Below are 23,644 nucleotides of genomic sequence, written 5' to 3' on the forward strand. Positions count from 1 at the left end.
CCCCACACCCACAACCGCCCCTGTACGCGGCGCACTTCTCCCCCTCCGCGCGCGCGGTACACCTCCCCCGCCCGGTGGCCGCGCGGCCACCGGGCCCGCCGTGCGCGCGGCTGCCGCACACCCGCCGCATGACCGCGCTTTCTGCGCTTCCGACCGGGCACTTCACGCGTGAGGTCTTGACAGATCCTCAACCGCGTCACAGCCTTTGGCAACGTTGTCAACGCACTCGCCCTGACCCGTGTCCGCCTCCGTCCCGGAGCCGGGCCCGGACGCTCACCGCTGCGCTTTTCTGAGGGGACATCACACTCATGACAGATCAGTCGGGCTCGCCCCGACGGCCGTCTCGTCGGTCCGTCGTCACGACCGGATCGACCCTGCTGGCCGGTTTCGGCCTGGGGTCGCTGCTGCCCGCCCCGGCGCACGCCGCGCCCGCCTCGGGCGTGCCCGCCAAGCCGTCCGCGCCGCGCGAACTGGGCCTGTACCGGCCGGTGTCGGTGTCCTCGACGGCCTACGCGCCCACGCCGGGCTCCTTCCTCGTGGACCGGCTCGCGGAGCGGGGTGTGCGGGGCAGCGGCTGGCGCGCGGCGGACGGGGACCCGCAGTGGGTCCTGGTCGACCTCCAGGCCGTCTGCGACGTGACGTCGGTCCGGCTGACGTTCGAGGGCGACGCGAACGACCCGGTCTTCACCCCGCCGACCTCCGGCAACCCGCACAGCGGCACCACCGGCCGGGAGATCCAGTCCAGCTACGCCGTGGACTTCGTGGTCGAGACCTCCACCGACCAGCGGTCCTGGACCGGCGTGCACCGCACCACCGCGGGGACCGGCGGCGTCGTGGAGATCCGGCCGGAGCGGCCGGTGGCCGCCCGCTGGGTGCGCATGACGTCCCGCAGACGCTCCAGCCCCCTCCCGCTCGGCCTGAACGCCTTCGAGGTGTACGGCACCGAGCGCGGCCACCGCCCGTCGGCGACCGGCTGGACCGACTGGGGCCGCGACACCCGCCCCGCGCCCCGGCTGACCGTCGCGGCCGACGGCACGGTGCCGCTGGAGTCGGGCTGGCGGCTCACCCTGGACGACTGGGCCGGAGCCGACGGCGACCGGTTGTCGCGGACGTCGGTCGACACGAGCGGCTGGCTCCCGGCCACCGTGCCCGGCACGGTGCTGGGCTCGCTGGTGGAGCGGGGCAAGCTGCCCGACCCGGTGTCCGGGCTCAACAACCTGCGTGTCCCGGAGGCGCTGTCCCGCCACTCCTGGTGGTACAAGCGGGACTTCGAGATGCCGCGCGGGCTGCGCACGGGGTCCGGGCGGCGGATCTGGCTGGAGTTCGACGGCGTCAACCACGCGGCCGACATCTGGCTGGACGGCAAGCGGGTCGGCGGTCTCACCCACCCCTTCGCCCGCTCGGCGCACGACGTCACCGACGCGCTCTCGACCGGCGGGGAGCACGCGCTGGCCGTGCGCATCACCCCGCTGCCGGTGCCCGGCAGTCCGGGCGACAAGGGCCCCGCCGGGGAGGCGTGGGTGGACGCGGGCGCCAACTCGATGAACCTCAACTCGCCGACGTACCTGGCGGCTTCGGGCTGGGACTGGATGCCCGCCGTGCGGGACCGCTCGGCCGGGATCTGGAACCACGTCCGGCTGCGGTCGACGGGCCACGTGGTGATCGGCGATCCGCGGGTCGACACGGTCCTGCCGGAGCTGCCCGACCTGTCGGTGGCCGAGGTGACGGTCGTGGTGCCGGTCCGCAACGCCGACACCCGCGCCCGGCGCGCCACCGTCACCGCCGCCTTCGACGACGTGCGGGTGACGAGGACGGTGACCGTCCCGGCGGGCGGGAGCGTGGACGTCGTGTTCGCGCCGGGCGCGTTCGCCCGGCTGCGGGTGCGCGAGCCGCGGCTGTGGTGGCCCAACGGGCTCGGGGAGCCCGCGCTGCACGACCTCACCCTCACCGCGTCGGTCGACGGCGCCGAGAGCGACCGCCGTGAAACCCGTTTCGGTATCCGGCAGTTCGGCTACGAGTACACGATCCCGCTGCCGTTCACGGCGTCCGGCGACTCCTACACCCAGACCGTGCCCGTCGAGCGGCGCCAGGCCCGCTACGTCCGGGTCAGGTGCCTCACCCGGGCCACCGACTGGGGCAGTTCGCTGTGGACGCTGTCCGTGTTCGACAGTGCCCGGCCCGGCACCGACCTCGCGCTGCGGGCCCCCGTCGAGGCGTCCAGCACGGACGGCGACGACCACGCCGCCGCGCACGCCACCGACGGCGACCCCGGCACCCGCTGGTCCTCGGCCTTCGAGGACGACCAGTGGCTCCGGGTCGACCTCGGCGCCCGCCAGTTCCTCGACCGGGTGGACCTGGTGTGGGAGCAGGCGTACGCGAAGTCGTTCGTGGTGCAGGTCTCCGACGACGACGCCACGTGGACCGACGTGGCCGCGGTGGACAACGGGGCGACGCCGCTGCCGTTCAACAGCGGTGACGCGAGCCTCCAGGTCGAGGACTTCGACGCGCGCACCGCCCGGTACGTGCGGTTGTCGTGCGGTCTGCGGAACACGAGTTGGGGCAACTCGCTGTGGTCGCTGGCCGTCGTGGACAGCGCCGCGCCCGGCACCGACCTGGCGCTCGGCCGGACGGCGACCGCCTCCACCGAGGAGGACGACCACCCCGCCGCGCACGCCACCGACGGCAGGCCGGGCACCCGCTGGTCCTCGCGGTACGAGGACCACCAGTGGATACAGGTCGACCTGGGCGAGGCCCGCCGCTTCGACCGGATCGCGGTGCTCTGGGAGTCTGCGTACCCGAAGACGTACGTCATCCAGGTCTCCGACGACGGCGAGAGCTGGACCGACGTGCGGTCCGTGTCCAACGCGCCCGACCCGCTGAAGATCAAGGTCAACGGGGTGCGGGTACTGGCGCGGGGCGGCAACTGGGGCTGGGACGAACTGCTGCGCCGGATGCCGCCGGAGCGGATGGACGCGGCCGTGCGGATGCACCGCGACATGAACTTCACGATGATCCGCAACTGGGTCGGCTCCTGCGACCGGGAGGAGTTCTTCGCGGCGTGCGACGAGCACGGCATCCTGGTGTGGAACGACTTCCCCAACGCGTGGGGCATGGACCCGCCGGACCACGACACGTTCAACTCCCTCGCCCGCGACACGGTGTTGCGCTACCGCATCCACCCCAGCGTGGTCGTGTGGTGCGGCGCGAACGAGGGCAACCCCCCGGCGGCCGTCGACCGGGGCATGCGGGCGGCGGTGGAGGAGCAGGCGCCCGGCCTGCTCTACCAGAACAACTCGGCGGGCGGCATCGTCACCGGCGGCGGCCCCTACGGCTGGGTCGAGCCGGAGCGCTACTTCGACCCGTCGACGTACGGCAGCAAGGACTTCGGCTTCCACACGGAGATCGGGATGCCGGTCGTGTCCACGGCCGCCAGCATGCGCAACCTGACCGGGGACGAGCCGGAGTGGCCGATCGGCGGCGCCTGGTACCACCACGACTGGAGCGAGCGCGGCAACCAGGCACCGCAGACGTACCGGGCCGCCGTCGAGGCGCGGCTCGGCACCGCGACCGGGCTGGACGACTTCGCGGTGAAGGCGCAGTTCGTCAACTACGAGAACACGCGCGCCATGTTCGAGGCGTGGAACGCCCACCTGTGGGACAACGCCACCGGTCTGATGCTGTGGATGTCCCACCCCGCCTGGCACAGCACGGTCTGGCAGACCTACGACTACGACTTCGACGTCAACGGCACCTACTACGGCGCCCGTTCGGCCTGCGAGCCGCTGCACGTGCAGGCCGACCCGGAGGGCGGGGTCATCGCGGTCAACCACACCGCGAAGGCGTTGCGTCACGCCGTCGTCAAGGCCGAGCTGTACGACCTGTCGGGGCGGCGGATCGGCCGGGACCGCACGGTCAGGCTGGACGTCGGGGCGGCGTCCACGGCGAAGGCGTTCACGTCGGCCTGGTCCGACGGGCTGCCCGATCTGCATCTGCTGCGGCTGACGCTGACGGACGCGGACGGGCGGACGCGGTCGCGCAACACGTACTGGCGGTACCGCGACCCGGCCGCCATGCGGGCGCTCACCGGCGTGCGGCGCACGAAGGTGAGCACGTCGCGGACGCGGCTGTCGCGGTCGGGCGCGCGGCACGAACTCACCACGACCGTACGCAACTCGGGGTCGACGGTCGCGGCCATGGTGCGGCTGTCGCTGCTCGACGGGCACAGCGGGGACCGGGTGCTGCCTGCCCTCTACAGCGACAACTACCTGTGGCTGCTGCCCGGTGAGTCGCGGACGGTCACCGCGTCCTGGCCGAAGGCCGCGCTGCCGTCGTCCGGCAGGCCCGAACTGCGCGTCGACGGCTTCAACGTGGCCCGCGCCACGGCACGGCCCTGACCGGGCGGGGGCGGGCGGCCCGGTCCGGGCCGCCCGCCCCCGGCCGCCGCTCCGTCGGCCTCCCCGCCGCCGTCGTACCGGCCCGCGGGTCAGTACAGGGTCCGCAGGGCGCCGGGCAGGACGGTGGCCGTGACGGGGAGGTCGGCGTCGACCTCGCCGTCGGCGCCGTAGGGGACGGGCCGTTCGGCCTCGATGCGGACCTGGGAGCCGCGCAGGACCTCCACCTCGGGACGGTCGACGTGGGCGCCGGTCCTGAGGTCGTTCATGAGGGTGAAGAACAGGCGCCGAGGGGCGTGGCGGATCATGACGACCTCCAGGAGGCCGTCGTCGAGGCGGGCCCGCGGGGCGATGATGCGGCCGGAGCCGTAGTAGCCGGAGTTGGCGGCGACGACGGTGTAGCCGCGGTGCATGTGCTCGGCGCCGTCGACGGTGACGCGGAAGCGGGCCGGGCGCCAGGTGGTGACGGCGCGCAGGCCCCCGGCGTAGTAGGCGGCCGAACCGCGCAGCAGGCGGGCCCGGTTGGCGTGGCGGTTGGCGAGGGAGTCGACGCCCGCGTAGACGCTGCCGAGGACGACGGTGCGGTCGTGGACGGCGGAGCGCAGTTCGATGGTGTCGACGGGCTGCGGCTCGGCCTCCAGCAGCACCCGGGCCAGCGCCTCGGGTTCGGTCGGCAGGTGCAGGGCGCGCGCGAAGTCGTTGCCGCGTCCGGCGGGGACGAGGCCGAGGACGGCGTCGGTGCCGCTGAGGGCGCCGCCGACGGCGCCGGTGATGCCGTCGCCGCCGACGGCCAGGACGATCCGGCCGCGCCGTCCGGCGTCGCGGGCGAGGTCCCCGGCGTGCGGGAGGCTGCGGCTGTGGACGGTCTCCAGGTCGGCCCCGGCCTCCCGCAGCAGCCGGGCTACGGCGATGAGGGCCGCCGCGCCGGTCGCGCTGCCTGCGGTGGGGTTGACGACGGCCGTGAACTGTCGCATCGGTGGGACCTCCGGACGGTCGGCGGAGCGGGAGCGGGAGCGAGGCGGGGCGGGGACGGGCGGGCGGCGGGCGGGGCGGGGGCCGGTCAGTCGGTGGGGAGGAGGACGCCCGGGTTGAGGACGCCGGCCGGGTCGAGGCGGCCCTTGACGGCGCGCAGGGCGTCGACGGCGAGGTCGCCCGCCTCGCGGACGTACCAGTCGCGGTGGTCGGCGCCCACGCCGTGATGGTGGGTGATGGTGCCGCCCGCGGCGAGGATCGCGTCGTTCGCGGCGTGCTTGGCACGCGTCCAGTGCGCGAGGGGGGCGTCGCCCTGGGCGCTGACGACGGTGAAGTAGAGGGAGGCGCCGTTCTCGTAGACGTGCGAGATGTGGCACATGACCAGGGGCGGGGTGCCCGCCTCGGTGAGGGCGGCGGTGAGGGCGTCGCGGACCCCGGCGTACAGGTCGGGCAGCCGGGACCAGAACGCGGCGGTCTCCAGGGTCTCCACGAAGGCACCCGCGTCGAGCAGCGCGTCGCGGAGGTAGGGGGCGTGGTAGCGGCCGTGGGCCCAGCGCCTGCCGGGTTCTTCCCCGGCCGGGATGCCGCCCGCCTCCCGGAGCAGGGCGGTCGTCACGGCGCGGCGGTGGGCGGTGTCGTCGTCGGTGCCCTCGAAGCCGACGACGGCCAGGCAGCCCGCCGCGTCCGCGGGGGCGGCGGAGCCGATGGCGTCGGGCTGGGCGAGGCCGACGAACGTCTCCGTCTCGTCGGACAGGCGCAGCACGGTGGGGCGCGGGCCGTCCTGGGCGACGCGGCGCAGCGCCTCGGCGCCCTGCCGGAAGTCGGGGAAGCGCCAGCCCTCGTAGATCCGGGTCGCGGGGACGGGCCTGACGCGCACGGTGACGGAGGTGATGACGCCGAAGGCGCCCTCCGAGCCGAGCAGCAGCTGGCGCAGGTCGGGTCCGGCGGCGGAGCGGGGGGCGCGGCCGGTGACGACGGTGCCCTGGGGGGTGGCCAGGGTGAGGCCGAGGACCATCTCGTCGAAGCGGCCGTATCCGGCGGAGGCCTGGCCGCTGGAGCGGGTGGCGGCGAACCCGCCGATGGTGGCCCACTCGTAGGACTGGGGGAAGTGGCCGAGGGTGAAGCCGTGGGCGGCGAGCAGGTCCTCGGCGTGCGGGGCGCGCAGTCCGGCCTGGAGGGTGGCGGTCCGCGAGACGGGGTCGACGGCGAGCAGGGTGTCCATGCGGCGCAGGTCGAGGGCGACGAAGGGGCCGCTCCGGGCGGGGGCGAGGCCGCCGACGACGGAGGTGCCGCCGCCGAAGGGGACGGCGGCGATCCCGTGGACGGCGCAGACGGTGAGGACGGCGAGGACCTCGTCGTGTCCGCCGGGCAGGACGACGGCGGCGGGGAGGTCGTCGACCTCGCCGTCGCGGATGCGCAGCAGGTCGGGGGTGGACTTGCCGCGGGTGTGGCGGACGCGGGACTCGGCGTCGGTACGGACGTGCGCGGGGTCGTCGCCGACGGCGGCCCGCAGGGCGGCCAGGGTCCCGGCGTCGAGGGGTGTGGCGGGGACGTCGATCCGGTCGAGGGGCACCGGTCCCGTGGTCCGCGGCTTGACGCCGAGCAGGTCGCGCAGCAGCCCGGTGACCGCGTCCGGCAGCGGCGTCGCCGCGGCGGGGTCGCCCCAGCCGCTCCACAGCATGTCCATCGGTGTCGTCCTCCCGGTCGGTGGTGCGGGGCGCCGTCTCTGCCTGACCCGCCTGAGGCGTTACACTGTTACACATGCCGCCTATTCGTCACAACCAGTCGGACGCGGACGCGGTGCTCGACGCGGTCCGCGACTGCGTCCTCGCCGTCGGGGTCCGCCGTACGACCCTCACCGACGTGGCCCGCCGGGCCGGGGTCTCCCGGATGACCCTCTACCGGCGCTGGCCCGACGTCCGGTCGCTGGTCGGCGACCTGATGACCCGTGAGTGGATCGCCGCCGCCACCGGCGCCATGCCGGAGCGCCGTCCGGACACCGACGCGCGCACGCTCCTCGTGGACGGCCTGGTGGCGGGGGTGGCGGCGCTGCGCGCGCATCCGCTCTTCCTCAAGATCGTCGACGTCGATCCCGAACTGCTGCTGCCGTATCTGCTGGACCGGCGCGGGGCGAGCCAGACGGCGATGCTCGACCTCCTGTGCGCCGTGGTGCGCGAGGGGCACGCCGACGGCTCGGTCCGCGCCGGTCATCCGGAGCGGCAGTCCCGCGCCCTGCTCCTCGTCGTGCAGTCGTTCACGATGTCGCTGCGGACGATGACGGACGAGGACGACCCGGAACTCGACTCCGCCGCCTTCCTCAAGGAGCTGCGGACCATCCTGGAGAGGACCCTCACGCCATGAGCCGTACCGGCAGCCCGTCCCGGCCCGCCCCGCCCACCGGTCCCTCCCCGGCGCACGCGTCGCTGTCGGCCGCCCGCCGCGCGCGGGAACTCGCCGCGACCGTGGGCGGCCCGGCGGTGGACGTCCTCGTCGTCGGCCTCGGCGCGACCGGTGCGGGCGCCGCCCTCGACGCCGCCGCGCGCGGGCTGACGGTCGCCGCCGTCGACGCCCACGACCTGGCCTTCGGCACCTCCCGCTGGAGTTCGAAGCTGATCCACGGCGGGCTGCGCTATCTCGCCGCCGCCCAGTTCGACGTCGCCCACGAGAGCGCGGTGGAGCGCGGGCTGCTGATGGAGCGCACCGCGCCCCACCTGGTGCACGCCGAACCGTTCGTGCTGCCGCTCACCCCGCTCGTCTCACGCGCGCAGGCCGCCCTCGTCTGGACCGGGTTCCGTGCCGGGGACGCCCTGCGCCTCGCCGCCCGCACGGCGCGGGCCACGCTGCCCGCGCCGCGCCGCCTCTCCGCGGCCGAGGCCCGCCACCTGGCGCCCGCCGTCCGCGCCGAGGGACTGCGCGGCGGCCTGCTGTCCTGGGACGGCAAGGTCACCGACGACGCCCGCCTGGTCACCGCCCTGGCCCGGACCGCCGCCGCGCACGGCGCCCGCGTCCTCACCCGCGTCCGCGTGCTGCGCCTGACCGGCACGGGCGCCGTCGTCCGGGACGAACTCACCGGCGAGGAGGGCGAGATCCGCGCCCGTACGGTCGTGAACGCCTCCGGGGTCTGGGCGGGCGGGCTGGTCGACGGCGTGCGGATACGCCCCTCGCGCGGCACCCACCTGGTGCTGCGCTCGGAGCGCCTGGGCTCGCTCCCGGCCGGGCTGCACGTGCCGGTGCCCGGCGAGACCAACCGGTTCGTGCTGGTCCTCCCCCAGGGCGACGGCCGGGTCTACGTCGGCCTCACCGACGAGCCCGTCGAGGGCGAGGTGCCCGACGTGCCGACCGCGCCCGAGGCGGACATCGGCTTCCTCCTCGACGTCCTCGGCTGTGTGCTGGACACCCCGGTGCACCGCTCGGACGTGGTCGGCGCCTTCGCCGGGCTGCGCCCGCTGCTCGACACCGGCCCCGCCGACGGGACGGGCCGCACCGCGGACATCTCCCGGCGGCACGCGGTGCTCGCCCGCGAGGACGGTGTCGTCACGGTGGTCGGCGGCAAGCTCACCACCTACCGCCGGATGGCCGAGGACGCCGTGGACGCGGCCGTCGCCACCGGCCGCCTCGGCGCGGGCCCCAGCCGTACGGCCGCGCTCCCCCTGGTCGGCGCGGCCCCCGCCCGGCAGCTGCGCGCCCTCGCGGCCCCGCGCCGCCTGGTCCGCCGCTACGGCACCGAGGCCCCCGCCGTCCAGGCCCTCGCCGACGCCGACCCGCGCCTCGCGGAGCCCCTGTTCCCGGGCGTCCCCGTCACCGGCGCGGAACTGCTGTGGGCCGTCCGCCACGAGGGCGCCCTCGACGAGGCCGACCTGCTGGACCGGCGCACCCGGATCGGGCTGGTGCCGCAGGACCGCGGGCCCGCGCTGGAGGCCGTGCACCGGCTGCTGGGCGAGGCGGCCGACTGGCGGGAGTGACGGGACGGGCGGAGTCTGACGGAGAGCGGCAGGCGCGACGGGGCGGCGGCGCGGTGACGTGCCGGGCCCCGTCCGGGAGGCATGGAGTCCGGCCCCCCTCAGGGAGGCCGGGTTCCGTGTGCGGCGCCGGGAAGACCCGGTGTCCCGTGGCCGGTGGCCGTGAATGACGGCGCTTGCCGCGCGGGAAGCCCGGCGGTCCCGTAGGGTCGCGGTGCCGCGACGGCGGTCCGGCCCGGCCGTCGCGTCCCTCCGCCTGTGCGGAGGCGGCTCCGCGCACGCCTCGCCGTCCGGTGGACGCCCGCCGGACGGGCGCGCGGGCGCCCCGCGTCCCGACCGATCAGGAGTGCTCATGTCAGGACAGTTCGAGACCACGTTCACCGTCGACCGGCCCGTCGACGAGGTGTTCGCCTACCTCGCCGACGGACGCAACGACCCGCAGTTCAGCCCGCGCGTGCAGCGGATCGAGCGGGTCCCCGAGGGCCCGACCGCCGTGGGCACCGTCTTCCGCAGCATCGTGAAGGACGCGGGGATGAAGAGCGCGCGGGAGTTCCGCATCACCACCCTCGACGCGCCGACGACGGTCCGCTGGGCCGAGATCTCCAAGAACAGCGTGACGGCCCGCGAGGGCGGCTACGACCTGGAGGCCCTCCCGGACGGCCGGACGCGAGTGCGCCTCTTCAACGTCCTGGAGGGACACGGCATCGGCAAGCTTCTCGTCGGTGTCGCGCTGGCCGCCCAGCGCAAGGACGCCGACGCGTTCGGCGCCCGGATCAAGAAGGCGGCGGAGACGGCGATCGCCCCGCGCTGAGCCGGCACTTCGGCCCCGGCCGCCTCACGGCCGCACGGCCCCGCCGCGTCAGGCGGCGGGGCCTGCCGGGCGGCACGGCTGGGGCGGGCCCGGCACCGGCGCGCCGGGCGGAGGGGCTGAGGGCCGGGTCCCGCCCTCAGAGGAACCGGCGGATCGGCTGGACCGCCAGTTCCCGGGCGCGCTGCGCGACGGAGCGCCGCTTCCAGCGGCCCCGCTCGATCAGGGTGCTCGCGGCGACGTCCTCGTCGAAGTGGGCGTCGAGGGTGGCGGTGAACTCCTCGTCCAGGACGGCGAGCATGACCTCCTCGTCGTGGTCGAGCGAGCGCCGGTTGAAGTTGGTGGAGCCGACGAGCGCGGCGACCCCGTCCACGGTGACGACCTTCGCGTGCATCATCGTCGGCTGGTACTGGTGGATGCGCACACCGCACGCGGTGAGGTCGTCGTAGTGGTGCTGTCCGGCGAGTTGGCAGACCCGCTTGTCGGTGTGCGGGCCGGGCAGCAGGATCTCGACCTCGACGCCCCGGCGGGCGGCGGCGCAGAGCAGTTCGACGAAGAAGGCGTCCGGGGAGAAGTAGGCGGTGGCCAGCCGGAAGCGGACCTCGGCGGACTCCAGCACCACCCGCAGCAGGGTCTGCATGTCCTGCCAGCCGAAGCTGGCGGAGCCGCGCACCACCTGCACGACGGCGTCGCCCTGCGGGTCGTGGGAGACGAACCGGTCGTGGTCGTCGAAGAGTTCGTCGTGGCACTCGGCCCAGTTCTGCGCGAAGGCGGCGGCGATGCCGTCGACGGCCGGGCCCCGGACCTCGACGTGGGTGTCGCGCCACTCGTGGGTGTCACGGGCGTCACCGCACCACTCCTCGGCGATGCCCACCCCGCCGGTGAAGCCGATGCGTTCGTCGACGACGAGGACCTTGCGGTGGCAGCGGTGGTTCTGCTTGAACGGCGACAGCAGCAACGGCTTGCGGAACCAGGCCACTTGGACGCCCGCGTCCGCCATGTCGTCCAGCAGCTCGCGTTCGATGAGCCGGCTGCCGAACCCGTCCAGCAGGAGCCGCACGCGCACCCCGGCGCGGGCCCGTTCGGCGAGCGCCCGCGCGAAGCGGCGGGCGATGTCGCCCTTCCAGTAGACGAACGTCATCATGTCGACGGTGTGCTCGGCGCCGGCGACTGCCTTGAGCATCGCCGGGAAGATCTCGTCGCCGTTGCGCAGGACGGTGAGGGAGTTCCCCTCGGTCGCGGCGATGCCTATCAGCCGCTCCAGCCGCCGCCGTATGCGCGCGGCGCGCTCCCCGACGGGCGTGACACCGTCCGCCCCGGTGCCCTCGGCGGCCCCGGCAGGGGCGGGCGCGTCGTCGGCCCCGCAGGTCTCGGGGACCTCGGTCGTGGTGGACTCCGCCTCGAGGCGGCGCGTGCTGGTCATCTGCTCTCCCGGCCGGTACCGCGTCGTTGGACGGACTCGCCGCGTCCCGGTCCGGCGTGGGGCGCGGCCAGCAGACTGTACCCGCATGCCGGGGGCGTCCGGTGGCCGGACGGCGGTGGACCCGGGGACGCCCGGCGATGCAGGATGCGTGATCACGTGGGGTCGGCCGCCGTGACGTCCACCGGCGGACCCGGAGCGGGCGTCCCGCCCGCTCCCCCTCGCGCCCGCGCACAGTGAGGAGAACGCGTCATGCCTGCTCGTCGGATCGTCGTCGTCGGTGGCGGCGTCATGGGGTCGGCGGCCGCCTGGCGGCTGGCCGCGCGCGGGGAGCGCGTGACTCTGCTGGAGCGTTTCGAGCCCAACCACGACCGGGGCAGCTCGCATGGCACCTCGCGCATCTTCCGGCTGGCGTACGCGGACCCGTTCTACGTCGACCTGGCCGTCCGCGCGCTGCCGTTGTGGCGGCGGCTGGAGGAGGAGACCGGGCGCGACGTCCTCACCCTGAACGGCTGCCTGGACCACGGTCCGGCGGCGGCCACCGACGCCCTGTTCGACACGCTGACGGCCGCGGGACGTCCCGTGGAGCGGCTGGCGCCGGAGGCGGTCGCGGAGCGGTGGCCGGGGCTGCGTGCCGACACGAGCGCGGTGTTCCACCCGGAGGCGGGCCGGCTGCACGCGGACGAGGCGGTGGCCGCGTTCCAGCAGGCGGCGCGGGCGCTCGGCGCCGACGTCCGGCACGGCGTACGCGTCACGGGGGTCGCGCTGAGCGGCGACGAGGTGCGCGTGGTGACCGAGGCGGAGGAGGAGTGGCGGGCCGACGCGGTGGTGGTCACGGTCGGCGGCTGGACGCCGGGCCTGCTCGGCGGCGGATGGGAGTTGCCGCTGACCGGTCTGCCCGCGCTGCGGGTCACCCAGGAGCAGCCCGCGCACTTCCCGGCGCCGGACCCGCTCGCCTGGCCGAGCTTCATCCACCACCCGGGCGCGGCGCTGCCCGCCGAGGGTCTGAGCGTGAGCGGTGTGTACGGGCTCGGCAGCGCCGACGGGGTGAAGGCGGGCTTCCACGGCGTCGGCGCCGTCGCCGACCCGGACCGGCGCGACCGTTCCCCGGACGCCGGGGCGCTCGGGGCGCTGGCGGCGTACGCGGAACGCTGGCTGCCCGGTGTGGAGCACACCGCCGGGGAGCCGGTGACCTGCCTCTACACCACCACCCCGGACCATGACTTCGTGATCGACCGGCAGGGGCCGGTCACCGTGCTCGGCGGCTTCTCCGGGCACGGTTTCAAGTTCGCGTCCGCCATCGGCGAGCTGGCCGCGTCGCTCGTCGCGGGCGAGCCGGGCCCGAGCCGCTTCGCGCTCGGCCGCCCGACCGGCAGCCCCTGACCGACCGCACCGGCCCGGCAGGGGCGCGCGCCATGCATCCGCGCCGCCCGCTCACCGGGAAGTGCAGGGGGGACGCGAGAGGAGGCGGGGCGTGACCGGATGGGTGCCGCGGGCCGACGGCGGACGACCGGAGGGACGCAGCTGCCCGCACGCGGCGGCCACGGACCCGCCCCATGACGATCCTGCGGAGTCCGGTGCGGGTGCCGCCGACGGTGCCGGTCGCGGTGCCGGGTCGGGTGCCGCCGGGGGCTGCGCGGAGTGCCGTGCGCGGGGGCGTCCGTGGGTCCGGCTGCGGGTCTGTCTCACCTGCGGGCACGTCGGCTGCTGCGACAGCTCCCCCGGCGCGCACGCGACCGCGCATCACGAGGCGACCGGCCATCCCGTGGCCCGCTCGGCGGAGCCGGGCGAGGCGTGGGGGTGGTGCTACGTCTGCGAGCTGTTCCTGGACCCCGCGCCGCCGCCCGCCACCGCCCGGTCCGGCACGCCGGGTCGCTGATACGGCGGCCGGTCGCGTCCGGCGGTACCTTCGGGCGAATCCGGGCCGACCCGCGTGGGCGGCCGGGCCGGGGGTGGAAGCAGGAGGGGCATGGCACCCCTCCCCGATCCGTCCGCGCCCCCGCCGACCGGACAGCCCCGAGCCGCGGGGTCGCGTGACGCGCCGAGGCGGGGCGACCGGGCGGGGGACGCGCAGGGCCGCGTGCCGGGGGCGCTGCGGGTGTCCGCGGCGTACGCCTGGCGGATCATCGTCATCGGCGTCGTCGTGCAGGCGGCCTTCTCGGTGCTGGGGCGGTTCCACCGGGTCGCGGTCGCCGTGTTCCTCGGGCTGGTGGGCGCCGCCGTGCTGCGCCCGCTGACCGGTCTGCTGAGCCGGTTCCTGCCCCGGCCGCTGGCGGTGGCCGTGGCCGTCCTCGCCGGGACGGCGCTGTTCCTCGGCGTGCTGGCGCTGGTCGGGGAGACCGTCGCGGACCAGCGCACCGGCCTCGAACGGGAGTTCTCCACGGGCTTCGACCGGATCGAGCGGCGGCTGGAGGACCCGCCGTTCCGGCTCGACCCGGGAGCGCTGAACGACCTCCAGGCCCGCATCGGGCGTCTGCTGGCCAGCCACCGTTCCACCGTCGTCAGTACCGCGCTGAGCGGCGCCGGGAAGCTGGTGGAGGTGCTGACGGTGCTGGCGCTGGCCCTGTTCTGCGCGGTGTTCTTCACCCACTCCGGGGACCGGCAGTGGCGCTGGTTCTGCGACCAGCTGCCGCCGGGGGCGCGCGAGCGGTGCGCGCTCGGCGGCCGGACCGCCTGGCGGACGTTCACCGGCTACACCCACGGCATCCTGCTGGTGGCGGCCGTCAACGCGGTCCTCGTGGGCATCGCCCTGTCCCTGCTGGGTGTCCCCCTCGCGCTGCCGCTGGCGCTGCTGGAGTTCTTCGCCGCGTTCGTCCCGCTGATCGGCTCGCCCGTGGCGCTCGCGGTCGCGGCCGTGGTGGCGCTCGCGTCGAAGGGGGCGCTGACGGCCGCGGTCGTGGTGGCGCTGATCGTGGTGATCGGGCAGATCGAGGGGCATCTCCTGCATCCGCTGGTGATGAGCTGGGCGGTCCGGCTGCACCCGGTCGTGGTGGCGCTGTCCGTCGTCGGCGGGGCGGTCGCGGCCGGGGTGATCGGGGCGGTGGTGGCGGTGCCGCTGGTGGCCGTGGTCTGGTCGGTGTTCCAGGCCCTGCGCGCCGGGCCGGAGCAGCGGGTCAGCTGAGGGCGGGATCGGCGGGGGCGGGGTGTACGGCGTGCTCGGTGAACTCCCCGCAGGGCACGAACCCGAGCCGCCGGTAGACGGGTTCGCCGTCCGCCGAGGCCTGGAGGACGGCGGTGTCGTGGCCCCGCGCGCGGGCGGCGTGCAGGGCGGCGACGGTGACGGCGCCGCCGAAGCCGCGCCGCCGGTGACCGGCCAGGGTGCTGATGTTGTAGATCCCGGCGACGCCCGCCGCCGAGAAGACCTCGGCCGTGCACACGGGGCGCCCCCGGTGGCTGCCGAGCAGCAGCCGGGCCGGGGAGCCGGGGTCGAGGAGGAGCGGTGCGGAACGCGCCAGGAACCGGGGGACGGTCACGGACGGCGGGTCCCAGGCGGCGGCGAGGACGGTGGCGTACGCGGAGAGCAGTTGGGGGGTCGTGACCGGCACGATGTCGAGGCCGTCGACGGCCGGGAGCGGGGGCAGCCGGTCGAGCGGGGCCCACATCGCCGTCTCCCGTTCGGTGGCGGGCGCGCCCGCCGCGGTCAGCCGGGTGGAGAGGTCGGTGGGGCGGGACGCGGGTCCGACCCACCAGGAGAAGGGGCGGCCGGTGGCCCGTAGCGTGCGCAGGGTCCCGGTGATCCGGTCGGCCGCGGTGGCGTCGGTGAACCGTGCGGCGGCGGCGATGTTGAAGGTGTCGTCGTCGAGTCCGCTGTCGGCGACCAGCAGATCGCCGTCCTCGGTGACGGCCGCGCCCGGCAGTCGGCGGTGCAGGTGGGCGGCGTGCTCGGCGAGGTTCCGCTCCGCCCGGTCGGCGCGCTCACGCTCGCTGCGGATGGGGGTCGTGTTCATGGGAGAGTCCGTCCGGGGGCTGGTTGCCAGGGGTTTCTGTCAGGCGGGCCGGGCCGGTGGGAACGGGCCCCGGTCCGGTCCGGCCTACGCCGTGCGCCGTCGCGCCCTACTCCTCGGCGAGCCGGTAGACGGCCCGTTGCGGGTCGGTCTTCACGATGAGCCCGTCCGCGCACAGGTCGCGCAGGATCTCCCGGACCCGCTTCTCCGCGGCCCGCTGGTCGTCCCACGTGCGGCCGTGGTCGTTGAGGGTCGTGATGGCGCGCTGGGCGTCCCAGGTGCCGCCGAGGGCGCGGATCGCCTGGCCGAGCGCGTGGTGTTCGGGATGGTCCTTCTTGCGGTGGTTGGCGATGCTGGCGGGGGCACCGCTGTAGGCGCAGTCGGGGCACTTCCGCCACGAGCAGTCCGGGTCGGCGACGGCGGCCTCGCGGACGGAGTGGTGCGAGCCGTAGCCGTGGGCGTGGAGCAGTTGGGCGACCGACCCGTCGTACTGGAGGGCCATGAGCGCCGCTTCGGCGATCTTGTCGTGGCCCGCGGCGAAGAACTTGCCGAGACCGACGTCCTTCCCACAGCCGCACCAGCACTTGCCGGTCGGGATGAGGCGAGGCTTCTCTTTGCTTGGCATGCACCCAAGGTAGCAACCCTTGGATGCCTGTCAAGGTGTCAACCCAAGGATTTCATCCAAGGGTTGGTGCGGTCGCGCCGTGGACATGGGCGCACGGGCGACCGCTCGTGGCCGCCAAGACGCCCACGGGGAGGAGCAGATGACTCAGCCCACACACCCCGGGAGGGGCGGTGGAGGACAACTGCCGCCCCATGGCCGCACCGTGGACCAGCCGCACCCCCGCTCCGGTCAACCCCGGTCGGCCCGCACTCCCCCGAACAGTCCGGCGACGGCCTCGTCCAGCGAGGTCGCCGGGTGGCCCAGCACCGTGTCCAGGTCGTCCGTCCGGCGTTCCAGCGCGCCCGCCCGGATCTGGTCCTCCAGCCAGCCCTGGGCGCCCGGCAGGCGCTCCGCGCGGGGGCGGGCGACGACCGGGGTGCCGGTGGCGCGGGTGAGGGCGTCGGCCAGGGCGGGGTAGGTCCACAGGGCGCCGGTGAAGTCGTAGGCGCGGCCGGTGTGGTGGTCCTCGGTGAGGACGCGGGCGGCGGCCTCGGCGAGATCGTCGCGGGAGGCGGTGTTGAGCGCGCGGCCCCCGGTCCCGTCCAGCAACTCGCCACTGTCGACAGCCGACTTGAGGCCGGGGTGGAGGAACGCCTCGCTGTAGAACGGGTGGCGCAGCAGGGTGTGGTCGACACCGCTGTCCCGCAGGGCCTGTTCGGTGGCGTGGTGGGCCGCGGTGAGGCCGCCGGGTTCGGTGTCGGCGCCGAGGAAGCTGGTGTAGACGACGACGCCGACCCCGGCCACGTGGGCGGCGTCGACGGCGGCCCGGTGCTGGCGCACCCGCCGCTCCGGGTCGAGTTCCGGCGAGGAGATCAGCAGCAGCCGCTCGGCTCCCGCGAACGCCGTGGCCAGTGTGTCCGGCCGGTCGTAGTCACCGTGCCGGACCTCGACACCGCGGGCGGCCAGATGCGCCACCTTGTCCGGCGTGCGGACGGCGGCCACCACCCGGCCCTCCCGGCCCCCGGCCAGCAGGCGATCGATGACGCGCAGGCCGAAGGCCCCGGACGCGGCGGACACGACGATCATGCAGTGACTCCCTCATGCGGACACACGACTCACGAAGTACGGCACACCGCCCACGGCGAACGGCATGCGCGGGTACCGGGCGACGCACGGTGCGCCGGCCGGCGGGCCGGACCCGGGGCGCGGCACAGCGGTGCCCGCCCGCCCCGCGGCGGCCCGCCCACCCTCCGCGCCCGCGCCCCCGACCGTCAAAGCGTTTTCCGACCGGCCGCGCAGTGGTCCACCCGGCTGCCCGGCGGGGCCCCGGCCCCCCGGCCGGTCATCACCGCACGTCCAACCCCCCTTCACCTTCAAGAAGTTAACGAGGTGAAGCCATTGACGGCCGCTGTGGTTCCATCTAAAAAACATCTGAGAGCGCTCTCAAAAACCCTTTGGCACCATCCGCACGGAGGTGTTCCTTGAGCACGAGCCGCATCAGACGTTCCCCCTATCTCGTCCTCGGCGCAGCCCTGGCCGTCGTCCTCGCCGCCCTCGTCGCCGTCGGCGGCGCGGGGCAGGCCCGCGGCGACGTCCCGCCCACGTCCGGCTGGAACCTCCAGTGGAGCGACGACTTCACCGGAGCGAGCGGCAGCCTGCCCTCGTCGTCGAACTGGCAGATCGACACCGGCCACTCCTACCCCGGCGGCCCCTGGAACTGGGGCACGGGGGAGATCCAGAACTACACGAACGACCCCTCGAACGTGAGCCTCGACGGCAACGGCAACCTGCGCATCACGCCGCTGCGGGACGGCGCGGGCAACTGGACCTCGTCCCGCATCGAGACCCAGCGCGCCGACTTCAAGGCCCCGGCGGGCGGCACCCTGCGCATCGAGGGCCGTATCCAGATGCCCAACGTGACCGGTGACGCCGCCCTCGGCTACTGGCCCGCGTTCTGGGCGCTGGGCTCTCCCTACCGGGGCAACTACTGGAACTGGCCGGGCATCGGCGAGTTCGACATCATGGAGAACGTCAACGGGCTGAACTCCGTGTGGGGTGTGCTGCACTGCGGCGTCAGTCCGGGAGGCCCGTGCAACGAGACCACCGGCATCGCCAACAGCCGCGCCTGCCCCGGCGCGTCCTGCCAGTCCGCGTTCCACACCTACCGCTTCGAGTGGGACCGCTCCGTCACCCCCAACGCCCTGCGCTGGTACGTCGACGGCGAGCAGTTCCACTCCGTGACCGAGAACCAGGTGGACGCCGGCACCTGGACCAACATGACCAACCACGCCGGGTACTTCATCCTGCTGAACGTCGCGATCGGCGGCGCCTTCCCGGACGCGCTCGCCGGGCAGACCCCGACCGCGGCCACCGTCCCGGGCCGCCCGATGCTCGTGGACTACGTCGCCGTGTGGACCCGCGGCGGTTCGACGCCGCCCACCTCCGAGCCCCCGACGACCCCGCCGACCTCGGAGCCGCCCACCAACCCGCCGTCCGGCTCCTCTCAGCTGTACCTGCGCAGTGGCGGCACCGCCGGGGACGCCGCCGCGTCGGCCGGGACGGTGACGCTCGCCTCGGCGGGCGGCGCCAACCACGACGGCACCCCGAGCAACCCGCAGGTGTTCACGGCCTCCGGGATCACCCGCGCCTTCAACGGCGGCTCCACCCAGTTCGACCTGTTCGTGGACGCGGGCGGCGGCGTCGCCAACGGGCAGCAGGTCAGGGTGAGTTACGACCGTACCGGTGACGGGACCTGGGAACGGGTGGAGACCTACCAGTACTTCGCCACCGACCCTGTCGCCGGGTACGAGCACTACACCCACTCCCGGGGACTGAAGTCCGCCACCGGCACCCTCGGCGACCTCAGCAACGGCAAGGTCCGCGTGGAGGTCTGGAGCGCGATCGGCAACGGCTCCAGCACCGTCGGCATCGGCAACCAGTCGTTCGTCCGCATCCCCTTCGCCTGACACCGGACGTCCGCCGCGCGCGGACACGACGCGGCCCCGCGCCTCCCGGACGGTTCCGGGAGGCGCGGGGCCGACCGCCGTACGGACGACGGCATCCACGCCGTCCGTACGGCGGGTGTCACTTGGTGAGCGCCGACAGCTTCGGGTCGTTGGCGTAGGCCTCGGCCGCGTTCTCCTTGGTCACGATGACCGGCGGGAGCAGGTAGGACGGGACGACCTTGGAGCCGTTGTCGTAGGACTTGGTGTCGTTGATGGTCGGCTTGTCGCCCTTCTGGAGCGCCGTGACCATGTTGATCGTCTCCGCGACGAGCTTGCGGGTGTCCTTGTTGATGGTCGAGTACTGCTTGCCCGCCATGATCGACTTGACGGACTCGACCTCGGAGTCCTGACCGGTGACGACCGGGACCGGCTTGCCGGCGCCCTCCACCGAGGTCAGGATCGCGCGGGCGAGGGTGTCGTTCGGGGAGAGGACGCCGTCGAGGGTCTTCTTGCCGCCGTAGGCCGAGGTCAGCAGGGAGTCCATGCGCTGCTGGGCGTTCTCCGCCTTCCAGCCCTGCGTGGCGGTCTGCTTGATGTCGGTCTGCTTCGAACCGACAACGATGTCCCCCTTGTCGATGAGGGGCTGGAGCACCTGCATGGCGCCGTCGAAGAAGACCTTCGAGTTGTTGTCGTCCGGGGAGCCGGAGAACAGCTCGATCGTCCAGGGGCCCTTGGCCTTCTTGGCCTTCATGCCGTCGACGAGGGCCTGGCCCTGGAGCTGGCCGACCTTGAAGTTGTCGAAGGCGATGTAGTAGTCGACGTCCTTGGTGTTGGTGATGAGGCGGTCGTACGCGATGACCGTGGCGCCCGCCTCCTTCGCCTGCGACACCTGGGTGGCGAGCTGCGCGGCGTCGGTCGCGCCGATGACGATGACCTTGGCGCCCTTGGTGACCATGGAGGAGATCTGCGCCTGCTGGTCGGCGACCGTGGTGGAGGCGCCCGCGTACTGGACGTCGGCCTTGAAACCGGCCTCCTTCAGGCCGTCGGTGAACAGCCGGCCCGCGAGGACCCAGTTCTCGGAGGTCTTCGCCGGGAGGGCGACGCCGACCAGGGAGTCCTTCGCGAAGCCCTTGGCGTCCGCGCTGTCGCTGCTGCTGGAGCCCTCACGGTCGTTGGAACAGGCGGTTCCGAGCGTGAGCAGGGCGGCGGCGCCGACGGCGGCGATGCTTCTGATGACGAGTGTGCGCATGGTGAGGTGAACCCTTCGTACGTGCTGCTGGTTGCGGGTGTGGATGGTGCTGGTGCGCCGTCGAGCGCGCTGGTGGTGATGGCGTCGCATCACCGGACCGTGGGCGGGTGCTCGTCCGTCTGTGTCCGTGGGGGGGGACCGGGCACCCGGTCTGTCAGGTTGACCGGGTGCCCGGTCGTCTGGGGCGACCGGAGGGGTGTCCGGCCGTCGGGGGGAAACCGGAGGGGGGTGCGGGGTCCGGGCGGTGGCCCGGTCGGCGAGGTGGGGCGGGGGTCAGCCCGCGACCTTCGTCTTACCGGTGCCCGAGTCGGTGCCGGTGTCCTTGTCGGTGCTCTCGGCGGTGTCCGGGCCGGTGGCGGCGTCCTTCACGGGAGCGGCGTCGCCGTCCTTGACGAGGGTGGCGCCGCCGGCCGGTGCGCCCGGGGCTCCGGCCACCGCCACGGCCTCCTCGCGGCGGAACGGCTTGGTCAGTGTCCCGATGATCGAGAAGCGGCCCTGGCTCTTGTTGTAGACGTCGAAGGCGACGGCGAGCAACAGCACCAGGCCCTTGATGATCTGGACCATGTCCGAGCCCACGCCCTCCAGTTGGAGACCGTTGTTCAGCAGGGCCATCACGAGACCGCCGACGATGGAGCCGCTGACCGTGCCGAGGCCGCCGGAGACCGCCGCGCCGCCGATGAACACGGCCGCGATGGCGTCCAGTTCCCAGCTCAGACCGTCCTGCGGGCCGGAGGCCGCGGACCGGGCGACGAAGATCATGCCCGCGAGGGCCGCCAGCACCGACATGTTCATCATGACGAGGAAGTTGACCCGCTTGAGCTTCACACCGGACAGCTCGGCCGCCCGCGCGTTGCCGCCCACGGCGTAGATGTGCCGGCCGCCGACGGTGTTGCGGGTGTAGTGCGAGTACAGCAGCACGAGCACGATCAGGATGATGCCCGAGATCGGCAGGCTGGTGCCGACCCGGCCGCCCGCGAAGCGCAGGGTGGCGAAGACGATCACGCCGATCATCACCGCGAGCCGCACCCCGATGACCCACACGGGCGCCGGCTCGGCGTTCATCTCGCGCCGGGTCTGCCGCGCCTTCCACTCCCGCCAGACGGCGCCCGCGCAGGCGAGGAGGCCGAGCAGCAGGGTGAGGTTGTTGTACCCGGTCTCGGGGCCGACCTCGGGCAGGAAGCCCGCGCCGATCTCCCGGAAGCCCTCCGGCACCGGCACCGTGTCGGCGTTGCCGATGTACTGGTTGCCGCCCCGGAAGAGCAGCATCCCCGCGAGGGTCACGATGAACGCCGGTACGCCGATGTAGGCGACCCAGAAGCCCTGCCAGGCACCGATCGCGACGCCGACGAGGAGGCCGAGCAGGATGCCCACGGGCCACGGGAGGTCGTACTCCTGCATGGCCTTGGCGACGACGATGCCGGTGAACGCGGCGACCGAGCCGACCGAGAGGTCGATGTGCCCGGCGACGATCACCATCAGCATGCCGATGGCCAGGATCAGGATGTAGGAGTACTGGCTGACGACCGCGATGAGGTTGCCCGACGTGAGCGTCAGGCCCCCGGTCCAGATCTGGAAGAGCAGGACGATCGCCACCAGGGTGGAGATCATCCCGAACTGGCGGGCGTTGGAGGTCGTGCCTCCGAAGAGGTTCTTCTGAAGGTCAGTTATACGGCTCATGGAGTCGGGCTCTTCTTGGTAGCGGTCATCTGCTTCATCAGGAGTTCCGGATTCGCGTCGCCGCGCGCCACGTCGCCGGTGATGGTGCCCTCGAACACCGTGTAGATGCGGTCGCACAGGCCGATCAGCTCAGGCAGCTCGGAGGAGATCACGACGACGCCCTTGCCCTGGGCGACGAGCCGCTGGATGATCCCGTAGATCTCGAACTTGGCGCCCACGTCGATGCCGCGGGTCGGCTCGTCGAGGATCAGCAGGTCGGGGTCGGTGAACATCCACTTCGCCAGCACGACCTTCTGCTGGTTGCCGCCGGAGAGCTTGACGACGCCCTCGTCGACGGTCGGCGTCTTGATCCGCAGGCTCTTGCGGTACTCCTCGGCGATCCCGTGCTCGCGGACCGGGTCGATGACCCCGCGCCGCGCGATCTTCGACAGCTTGGCGGAGACCATCGAGGTCTTGATGTCGTCGAGGAGGTTCAGCCCGATCGACTTGCGGTCCTCGCTGACGTAGGCGAGGCCGTGCCGGATCGCGTCCGACACGTTCTTCAGCCGGATCTCCTCGCCGTCCTTGAAGACCCGCCCCGACAGCCAGGTGCCGTAGGAGCGGCCGAACAGGCTCATCGCGAGTTCGGTGCGGCCCGCGCCCATCAGGCCCGCGAAGCCGACGATCTCGCCGCGGCGGACGTGGAACGACGAGCCCTTGCAGACCAGGCGCTCCTCGGAGCTGGGGTGCTGCACCGTCCAGTCGCGGACCTCGAAGAAGACCTCGCCGATGTCGGGCGTGCGGTCGGGGAAGCGGCTGCTCAGCTCGCGGCCGACCATGCCGCGCACGATGCGGTCCTCGTTGACGCCGTCGGCGCGCACGTCGAGGCTCTCGATGGTGCGGCCGTCCCGCAGGATCGTGATGGTGTCGGCGACCGCCTCGATCTCGTTCAGCTTGTGCGAGATGATGATCGAGGTGATGCCCCGCTCGCGGAAGCCACGCAGCAGGTCCAGCAGGTGCTGGGAGTCGTCCTCGTTCAGGGCCGCGGTCGGCTCGTCGAGGATCAGCAGCTTCACGTCCTTGGCGAACGCCTTGGCGATCTCCACGAGTTGCTGCTTGCCGACGCCGATGTCCTTGATCAGCGTGTCCGGGTCCTCCTGGAGCCCGACCCGCTCCATCAGCTCCAGCGCCCGGCGCTGGGCCGTCTTCCAGTCGATCGCGCCGCGGCGGCGCGGCTCGTTGCCGAGGAAGAGGTTCTCGGTGATCGACATGCCGGGCACCAGGGCGAGTTCCTGGTGGATGATCACGATGCCGGCCTGCTCGCTGGCCCGGATGTCGGCGAAGCGGACCTGCTCGCCCCGGTAGACGATGTCACCGGTGTAGCTGCCGTGCGGGTGCACGCCGCTGAGCACCTTCATCAGGGTCGACTTGCCGGCCCCGTTCTCCCCGCAGATGGCGTGGATCTCGCCCTCCCGGACGGCGAGACTGACGTCCGCGAGGGCGGTCACGCCGGGGAAGGTCTTGGTGATCGACCGCATCTCCAGCAGGGTCGTGGCGGTGGGGGTCATGAACGCGGCTCCCCACCACGGTGTGCGCGCCGGAGCGCACCCGGGCTTTCGCGCCTGCGGCGTTCCATGGACATCAACTTGCCTCCGATGGCACTGCCCCGTGCCTTCGTGTCCGGGGTGTTTCGACT

General features: G+C 73.7%; 17 protein-coding genes. 8 read left to right on the forward strand and 9 right to left on the reverse strand.

Going from position 1 to position 23,644, the window contains the following annotated elements; translation table 11 throughout:
* The first annotated feature begins 308 nt into the window (after positions 1 to 308).
* A complete protein-coding gene (locus ACIQPQ_RS27190) occupies positions 309 to 4,394 on the forward strand; it encodes a discoidin domain-containing protein (protein ID WP_401308503.1) in 4,086 nt (1,361 codons plus the stop codon).
* Positions 4,395 to 4,483: 89 nt separating this feature from the next.
* Here the strand turns inward: ACIQPQ_RS27190 and ACIQPQ_RS27195 are convergent, their stop codons facing one another.
* A complete protein-coding gene (locus ACIQPQ_RS27195; protein ID WP_401308506.1) occupies positions 4,484 to 5,365 on the reverse strand; it encodes a diacylglycerol/lipid kinase family protein in 882 nt (293 codons plus the stop codon).
* Positions 5,366 to 5,451: 86 nt separating this feature from the next.
* Complete coding sequence (locus ACIQPQ_RS27200) at positions 5,452 to 7,050, reverse strand: FAD-binding oxidoreductase (protein ID WP_401308508.1); 1,599 nt, start codon at positions 7,048 to 7,050, stop codon at positions 5,452 to 5,454.
* Positions 7,051 to 7,124: 74 nt separating this feature from the next.
* Between ACIQPQ_RS27200 and ACIQPQ_RS27205 the strand changes: the two genes are divergently transcribed.
* From ACIQPQ_RS27205 to ACIQPQ_RS27215, 3 genes are all read left to right on the forward strand, one after another.
* On the forward strand, positions 7,125 to 7,724 hold the full coding sequence (locus ACIQPQ_RS27205) for a TetR/AcrR family transcriptional regulator (RefSeq protein WP_401308511.1): 600 nt from the start codon (positions 7,125 to 7,127) through the stop codon (positions 7,722 to 7,724).
* Positions 7,721 to 9,325 (forward strand): glycerol-3-phosphate dehydrogenase/oxidase, encoded by a 1,605-nt coding sequence (locus ACIQPQ_RS27210; RefSeq protein WP_401308514.1) that lies wholly within the window; start codon positions 7,721 to 7,723, stop codon positions 9,323 to 9,325. The genes ACIQPQ_RS27205 and ACIQPQ_RS27210 overlap by 4 nt, the downstream gene beginning before the upstream one ends.
* A 349-nt stretch (positions 9,326 to 9,674) precedes the next feature.
* Positions 9,675 to 10,133 carry an SRPBCC family protein gene (locus tag ACIQPQ_RS27215; protein WP_383780253.1) on the forward strand — a complete coding sequence of 153 codons (459 nt, stop codon included), beginning with the start codon at positions 9,675 to 9,677 and terminating at the stop codon, positions 10,131 to 10,133.
* Positions 10,134 to 10,269: 136 nt separating this feature from the next.
* Here ACIQPQ_RS27215 and ACIQPQ_RS27220 read toward each other — a convergent pair whose 3' ends face one another.
* Positions 10,270 to 11,553, reverse strand: coding sequence for a phosphatidylserine/phosphatidylglycerophosphate/cardiolipin synthase family protein (locus tag ACIQPQ_RS27220; RefSeq protein ID WP_401308516.1), 1,284 nt, complete (start codon positions 11,551 to 11,553; stop codon positions 10,270 to 10,272).
* A 249-nt stretch (positions 11,554 to 11,802) separates the two neighbouring features.
* Here ACIQPQ_RS27220 and ACIQPQ_RS27225 point away from each other — a divergent pair, with 249 nt between their 5' ends.
* From ACIQPQ_RS27225 to ACIQPQ_RS27235, 3 genes are all read left to right on the forward strand, one after another.
* Complete coding sequence (locus tag ACIQPQ_RS27225; RefSeq protein ID WP_401308519.1) at positions 11,803 to 12,933, forward strand: FAD-dependent oxidoreductase; 1,131 nt, start codon at positions 11,803 to 11,805, stop codon at positions 12,931 to 12,933.
* A gap of 103 nt (positions 12,934 to 13,036) precedes the next feature.
* Positions 13,037 to 13,429: a UBP-type zinc finger domain-containing protein gene (locus tag ACIQPQ_RS27230; RefSeq protein WP_401308648.1), complete on the forward strand. Its 393-nt coding sequence runs from the start codon at positions 13,037 to 13,039 to the stop codon at positions 13,427 to 13,429.
* 90 nt (positions 13,430 to 13,519) lie between these two features.
* Complete coding sequence (locus ACIQPQ_RS27235; RefSeq protein WP_401308522.1) at positions 13,520 to 14,671, forward strand: AI-2E family transporter; 1,152 nt, start codon at positions 13,520 to 13,522, stop codon at positions 14,669 to 14,671.
* On the opposite strand, the gene ACIQPQ_RS27240 is transcribed toward ACIQPQ_RS27235, so the two are convergent.
* From ACIQPQ_RS27240 to ACIQPQ_RS27250, 3 genes are all read right to left on the reverse strand, one after another.
* On the reverse strand, positions 14,664 to 15,497 hold the full coding sequence (locus ACIQPQ_RS27240) for a GNAT family N-acetyltransferase (RefSeq protein ID WP_401308525.1): 834 nt from the start codon (positions 15,495 to 15,497) through the stop codon (positions 14,664 to 14,666). The two genes, ACIQPQ_RS27235 and ACIQPQ_RS27240, sit on opposite strands and share 8 nt — an antisense overlap.
* 106 nt (positions 15,498 to 15,603) lie before the next feature.
* A complete protein-coding gene (locus ACIQPQ_RS27245; RefSeq protein ID WP_401308528.1) occupies positions 15,604 to 16,119 on the reverse strand; it encodes a hypothetical protein in 516 nt (171 codons plus the stop codon).
* Positions 16,120 to 16,347: 228 nt separating this feature from the next.
* The gene (locus ACIQPQ_RS27250) at positions 16,348 to 17,184 is read right to left on the reverse strand and encodes an NAD(P)H-binding protein (RefSeq protein ID WP_401308531.1); all 837 of its coding nucleotides are present in this window, start codon (positions 17,182 to 17,184) and stop codon (positions 16,348 to 16,350) included.
* A gap of 395 nt (positions 17,185 to 17,579) precedes the next feature.
* Between ACIQPQ_RS27250 and ACIQPQ_RS27255 the strand changes: the two genes are divergently transcribed.
* On the forward strand, positions 17,580 to 19,064 hold the full coding sequence (locus ACIQPQ_RS27255) for a glycoside hydrolase family 16 protein (protein WP_401308534.1): 1,485 nt from the start codon (positions 17,580 to 17,582) through the stop codon (positions 19,062 to 19,064).
* A 118-nt stretch (positions 19,065 to 19,182) separates the two neighbouring features.
* Here the strand turns inward: ACIQPQ_RS27255 and ACIQPQ_RS27260 are convergent, their stop codons facing one another.
* The 3 genes from ACIQPQ_RS27260 to mmsA form a co-directional block, all read right to left on the reverse strand.
* Positions 19,183 to 20,382, reverse strand: coding sequence for a substrate-binding domain-containing protein (locus ACIQPQ_RS27260; RefSeq protein ID WP_401308536.1), 1,200 nt, complete (start codon positions 20,380 to 20,382; stop codon positions 19,183 to 19,185).
* Positions 20,383 to 20,565: 183 nt separating this feature from the next.
* On the reverse strand, positions 20,566 to 21,969 hold the full coding sequence (gene mmsB, locus ACIQPQ_RS27265) for a multiple monosaccharide ABC transporter permease (RefSeq protein ID WP_401308538.1): 1,404 nt from the start codon (positions 21,967 to 21,969) through the stop codon (positions 20,566 to 20,568).
* A complete protein-coding gene (gene mmsA, locus ACIQPQ_RS27270; protein ID WP_401308541.1) occupies positions 21,966 to 23,516 on the reverse strand; it encodes a multiple monosaccharide ABC transporter ATP-binding protein in 1,551 nt (516 codons plus the stop codon). Before mmsA ends, mmsB begins: the two co-directional genes overlap by 4 nt.
* Positions 23,517 to 23,644 lie beyond the last annotated feature (128 nt).

Source organism: Streptomyces sp. NPDC091281, from assembly GCF_044757425.1.
In the GTDB taxonomy this organism is placed as follows: Bacteria; Actinomycetota; Actinomycetes; order Streptomycetales; family Streptomycetaceae; genus Streptomyces.

What these genes read in the sequence shown, in the direction of transcription:
- mmsA (WP_401308541.1), bottom strand. Translation starts at nt 23,516, where the DNA reads ATGACCCCCACCGCCACGACCCTGCTGGAGATGCGGTCGATCACCAAG.
- ACIQPQ_RS27235 (WP_401308522.1), top strand. Translation starts at nt 13,520, where the DNA reads ATGGCACCCCTCCCCGATCCGTCCGCGCCCCCGCCGACCGGACAGCCC.
- ACIQPQ_RS27260 (WP_401308536.1), bottom strand. Translation starts at nt 20,382, where the DNA reads ATGCGACGCCATCACCACCAGCGCGCTCGACGGCGCACCAGCACCATC.
- ACIQPQ_RS27240 (WP_401308525.1), bottom strand. Translation starts at nt 15,497, where the DNA reads ATGAACACGACCCCCATCCGCAGCGAGCGTGAGCGCGCCGACCGGGCG.
- ACIQPQ_RS27225 (WP_401308519.1), top strand. Translation starts at nt 11,803, where the DNA reads ATGCCTGCTCGTCGGATCGTCGTCGTCGGTGGCGGCGTCATGGGGTCG.
- ACIQPQ_RS27200 (WP_401308508.1), bottom strand. Translation starts at nt 7,050, where the DNA reads ATGGACATGCTGTGGAGCGGCTGGGGCGACCCCGCCGCGGCGACGCCG.
- ACIQPQ_RS27215 (WP_383780253.1), top strand. Translation starts at nt 9,675, where the DNA reads ATGTCAGGACAGTTCGAGACCACGTTCACCGTCGACCGGCCCGTCGAC.
- mmsB (WP_401308538.1), bottom strand. Translation starts at nt 21,969, where the DNA reads ATGAGCCGTATAACTGACCTTCAGAAGAACCTCTTCGGAGGCACGACC.
- ACIQPQ_RS27195 (WP_401308506.1), bottom strand. Translation starts at nt 5,365, where the DNA reads ATGCGACAGTTCACGGCCGTCGTCAACCCCACCGCAGGCAGCGCGACC.
- ACIQPQ_RS27220 (WP_401308516.1), bottom strand. Translation starts at nt 11,553, where the DNA reads ATGACCAGCACGCGCCGCCTCGAGGCGGAGTCCACCACGACCGAGGTC.
- ACIQPQ_RS27190 (WP_401308503.1), top strand. Translation starts at nt 309, where the DNA reads ATGACAGATCAGTCGGGCTCGCCCCGACGGCCGTCTCGTCGGTCCGTC.
- ACIQPQ_RS27250 (WP_401308531.1), bottom strand. Translation starts at nt 17,184, where the DNA reads ATGATCGTCGTGTCCGCCGCGTCCGGGGCCTTCGGCCTGCGCGTCATC.
- ACIQPQ_RS27210 (WP_401308514.1), top strand. Translation starts at nt 7,721, where the DNA reads ATGAGCCGTACCGGCAGCCCGTCCCGGCCCGCCCCGCCCACCGGTCCC.
- ACIQPQ_RS27205 (WP_401308511.1), top strand. Translation starts at nt 7,125, where the DNA reads ATGCCGCCTATTCGTCACAACCAGTCGGACGCGGACGCGGTGCTCGAC.
- ACIQPQ_RS27245 (WP_401308528.1), bottom strand. Translation starts at nt 16,119, where the DNA reads ATGCCAAGCAAAGAGAAGCCTCGCCTCATCCCGACCGGCAAGTGCTGG.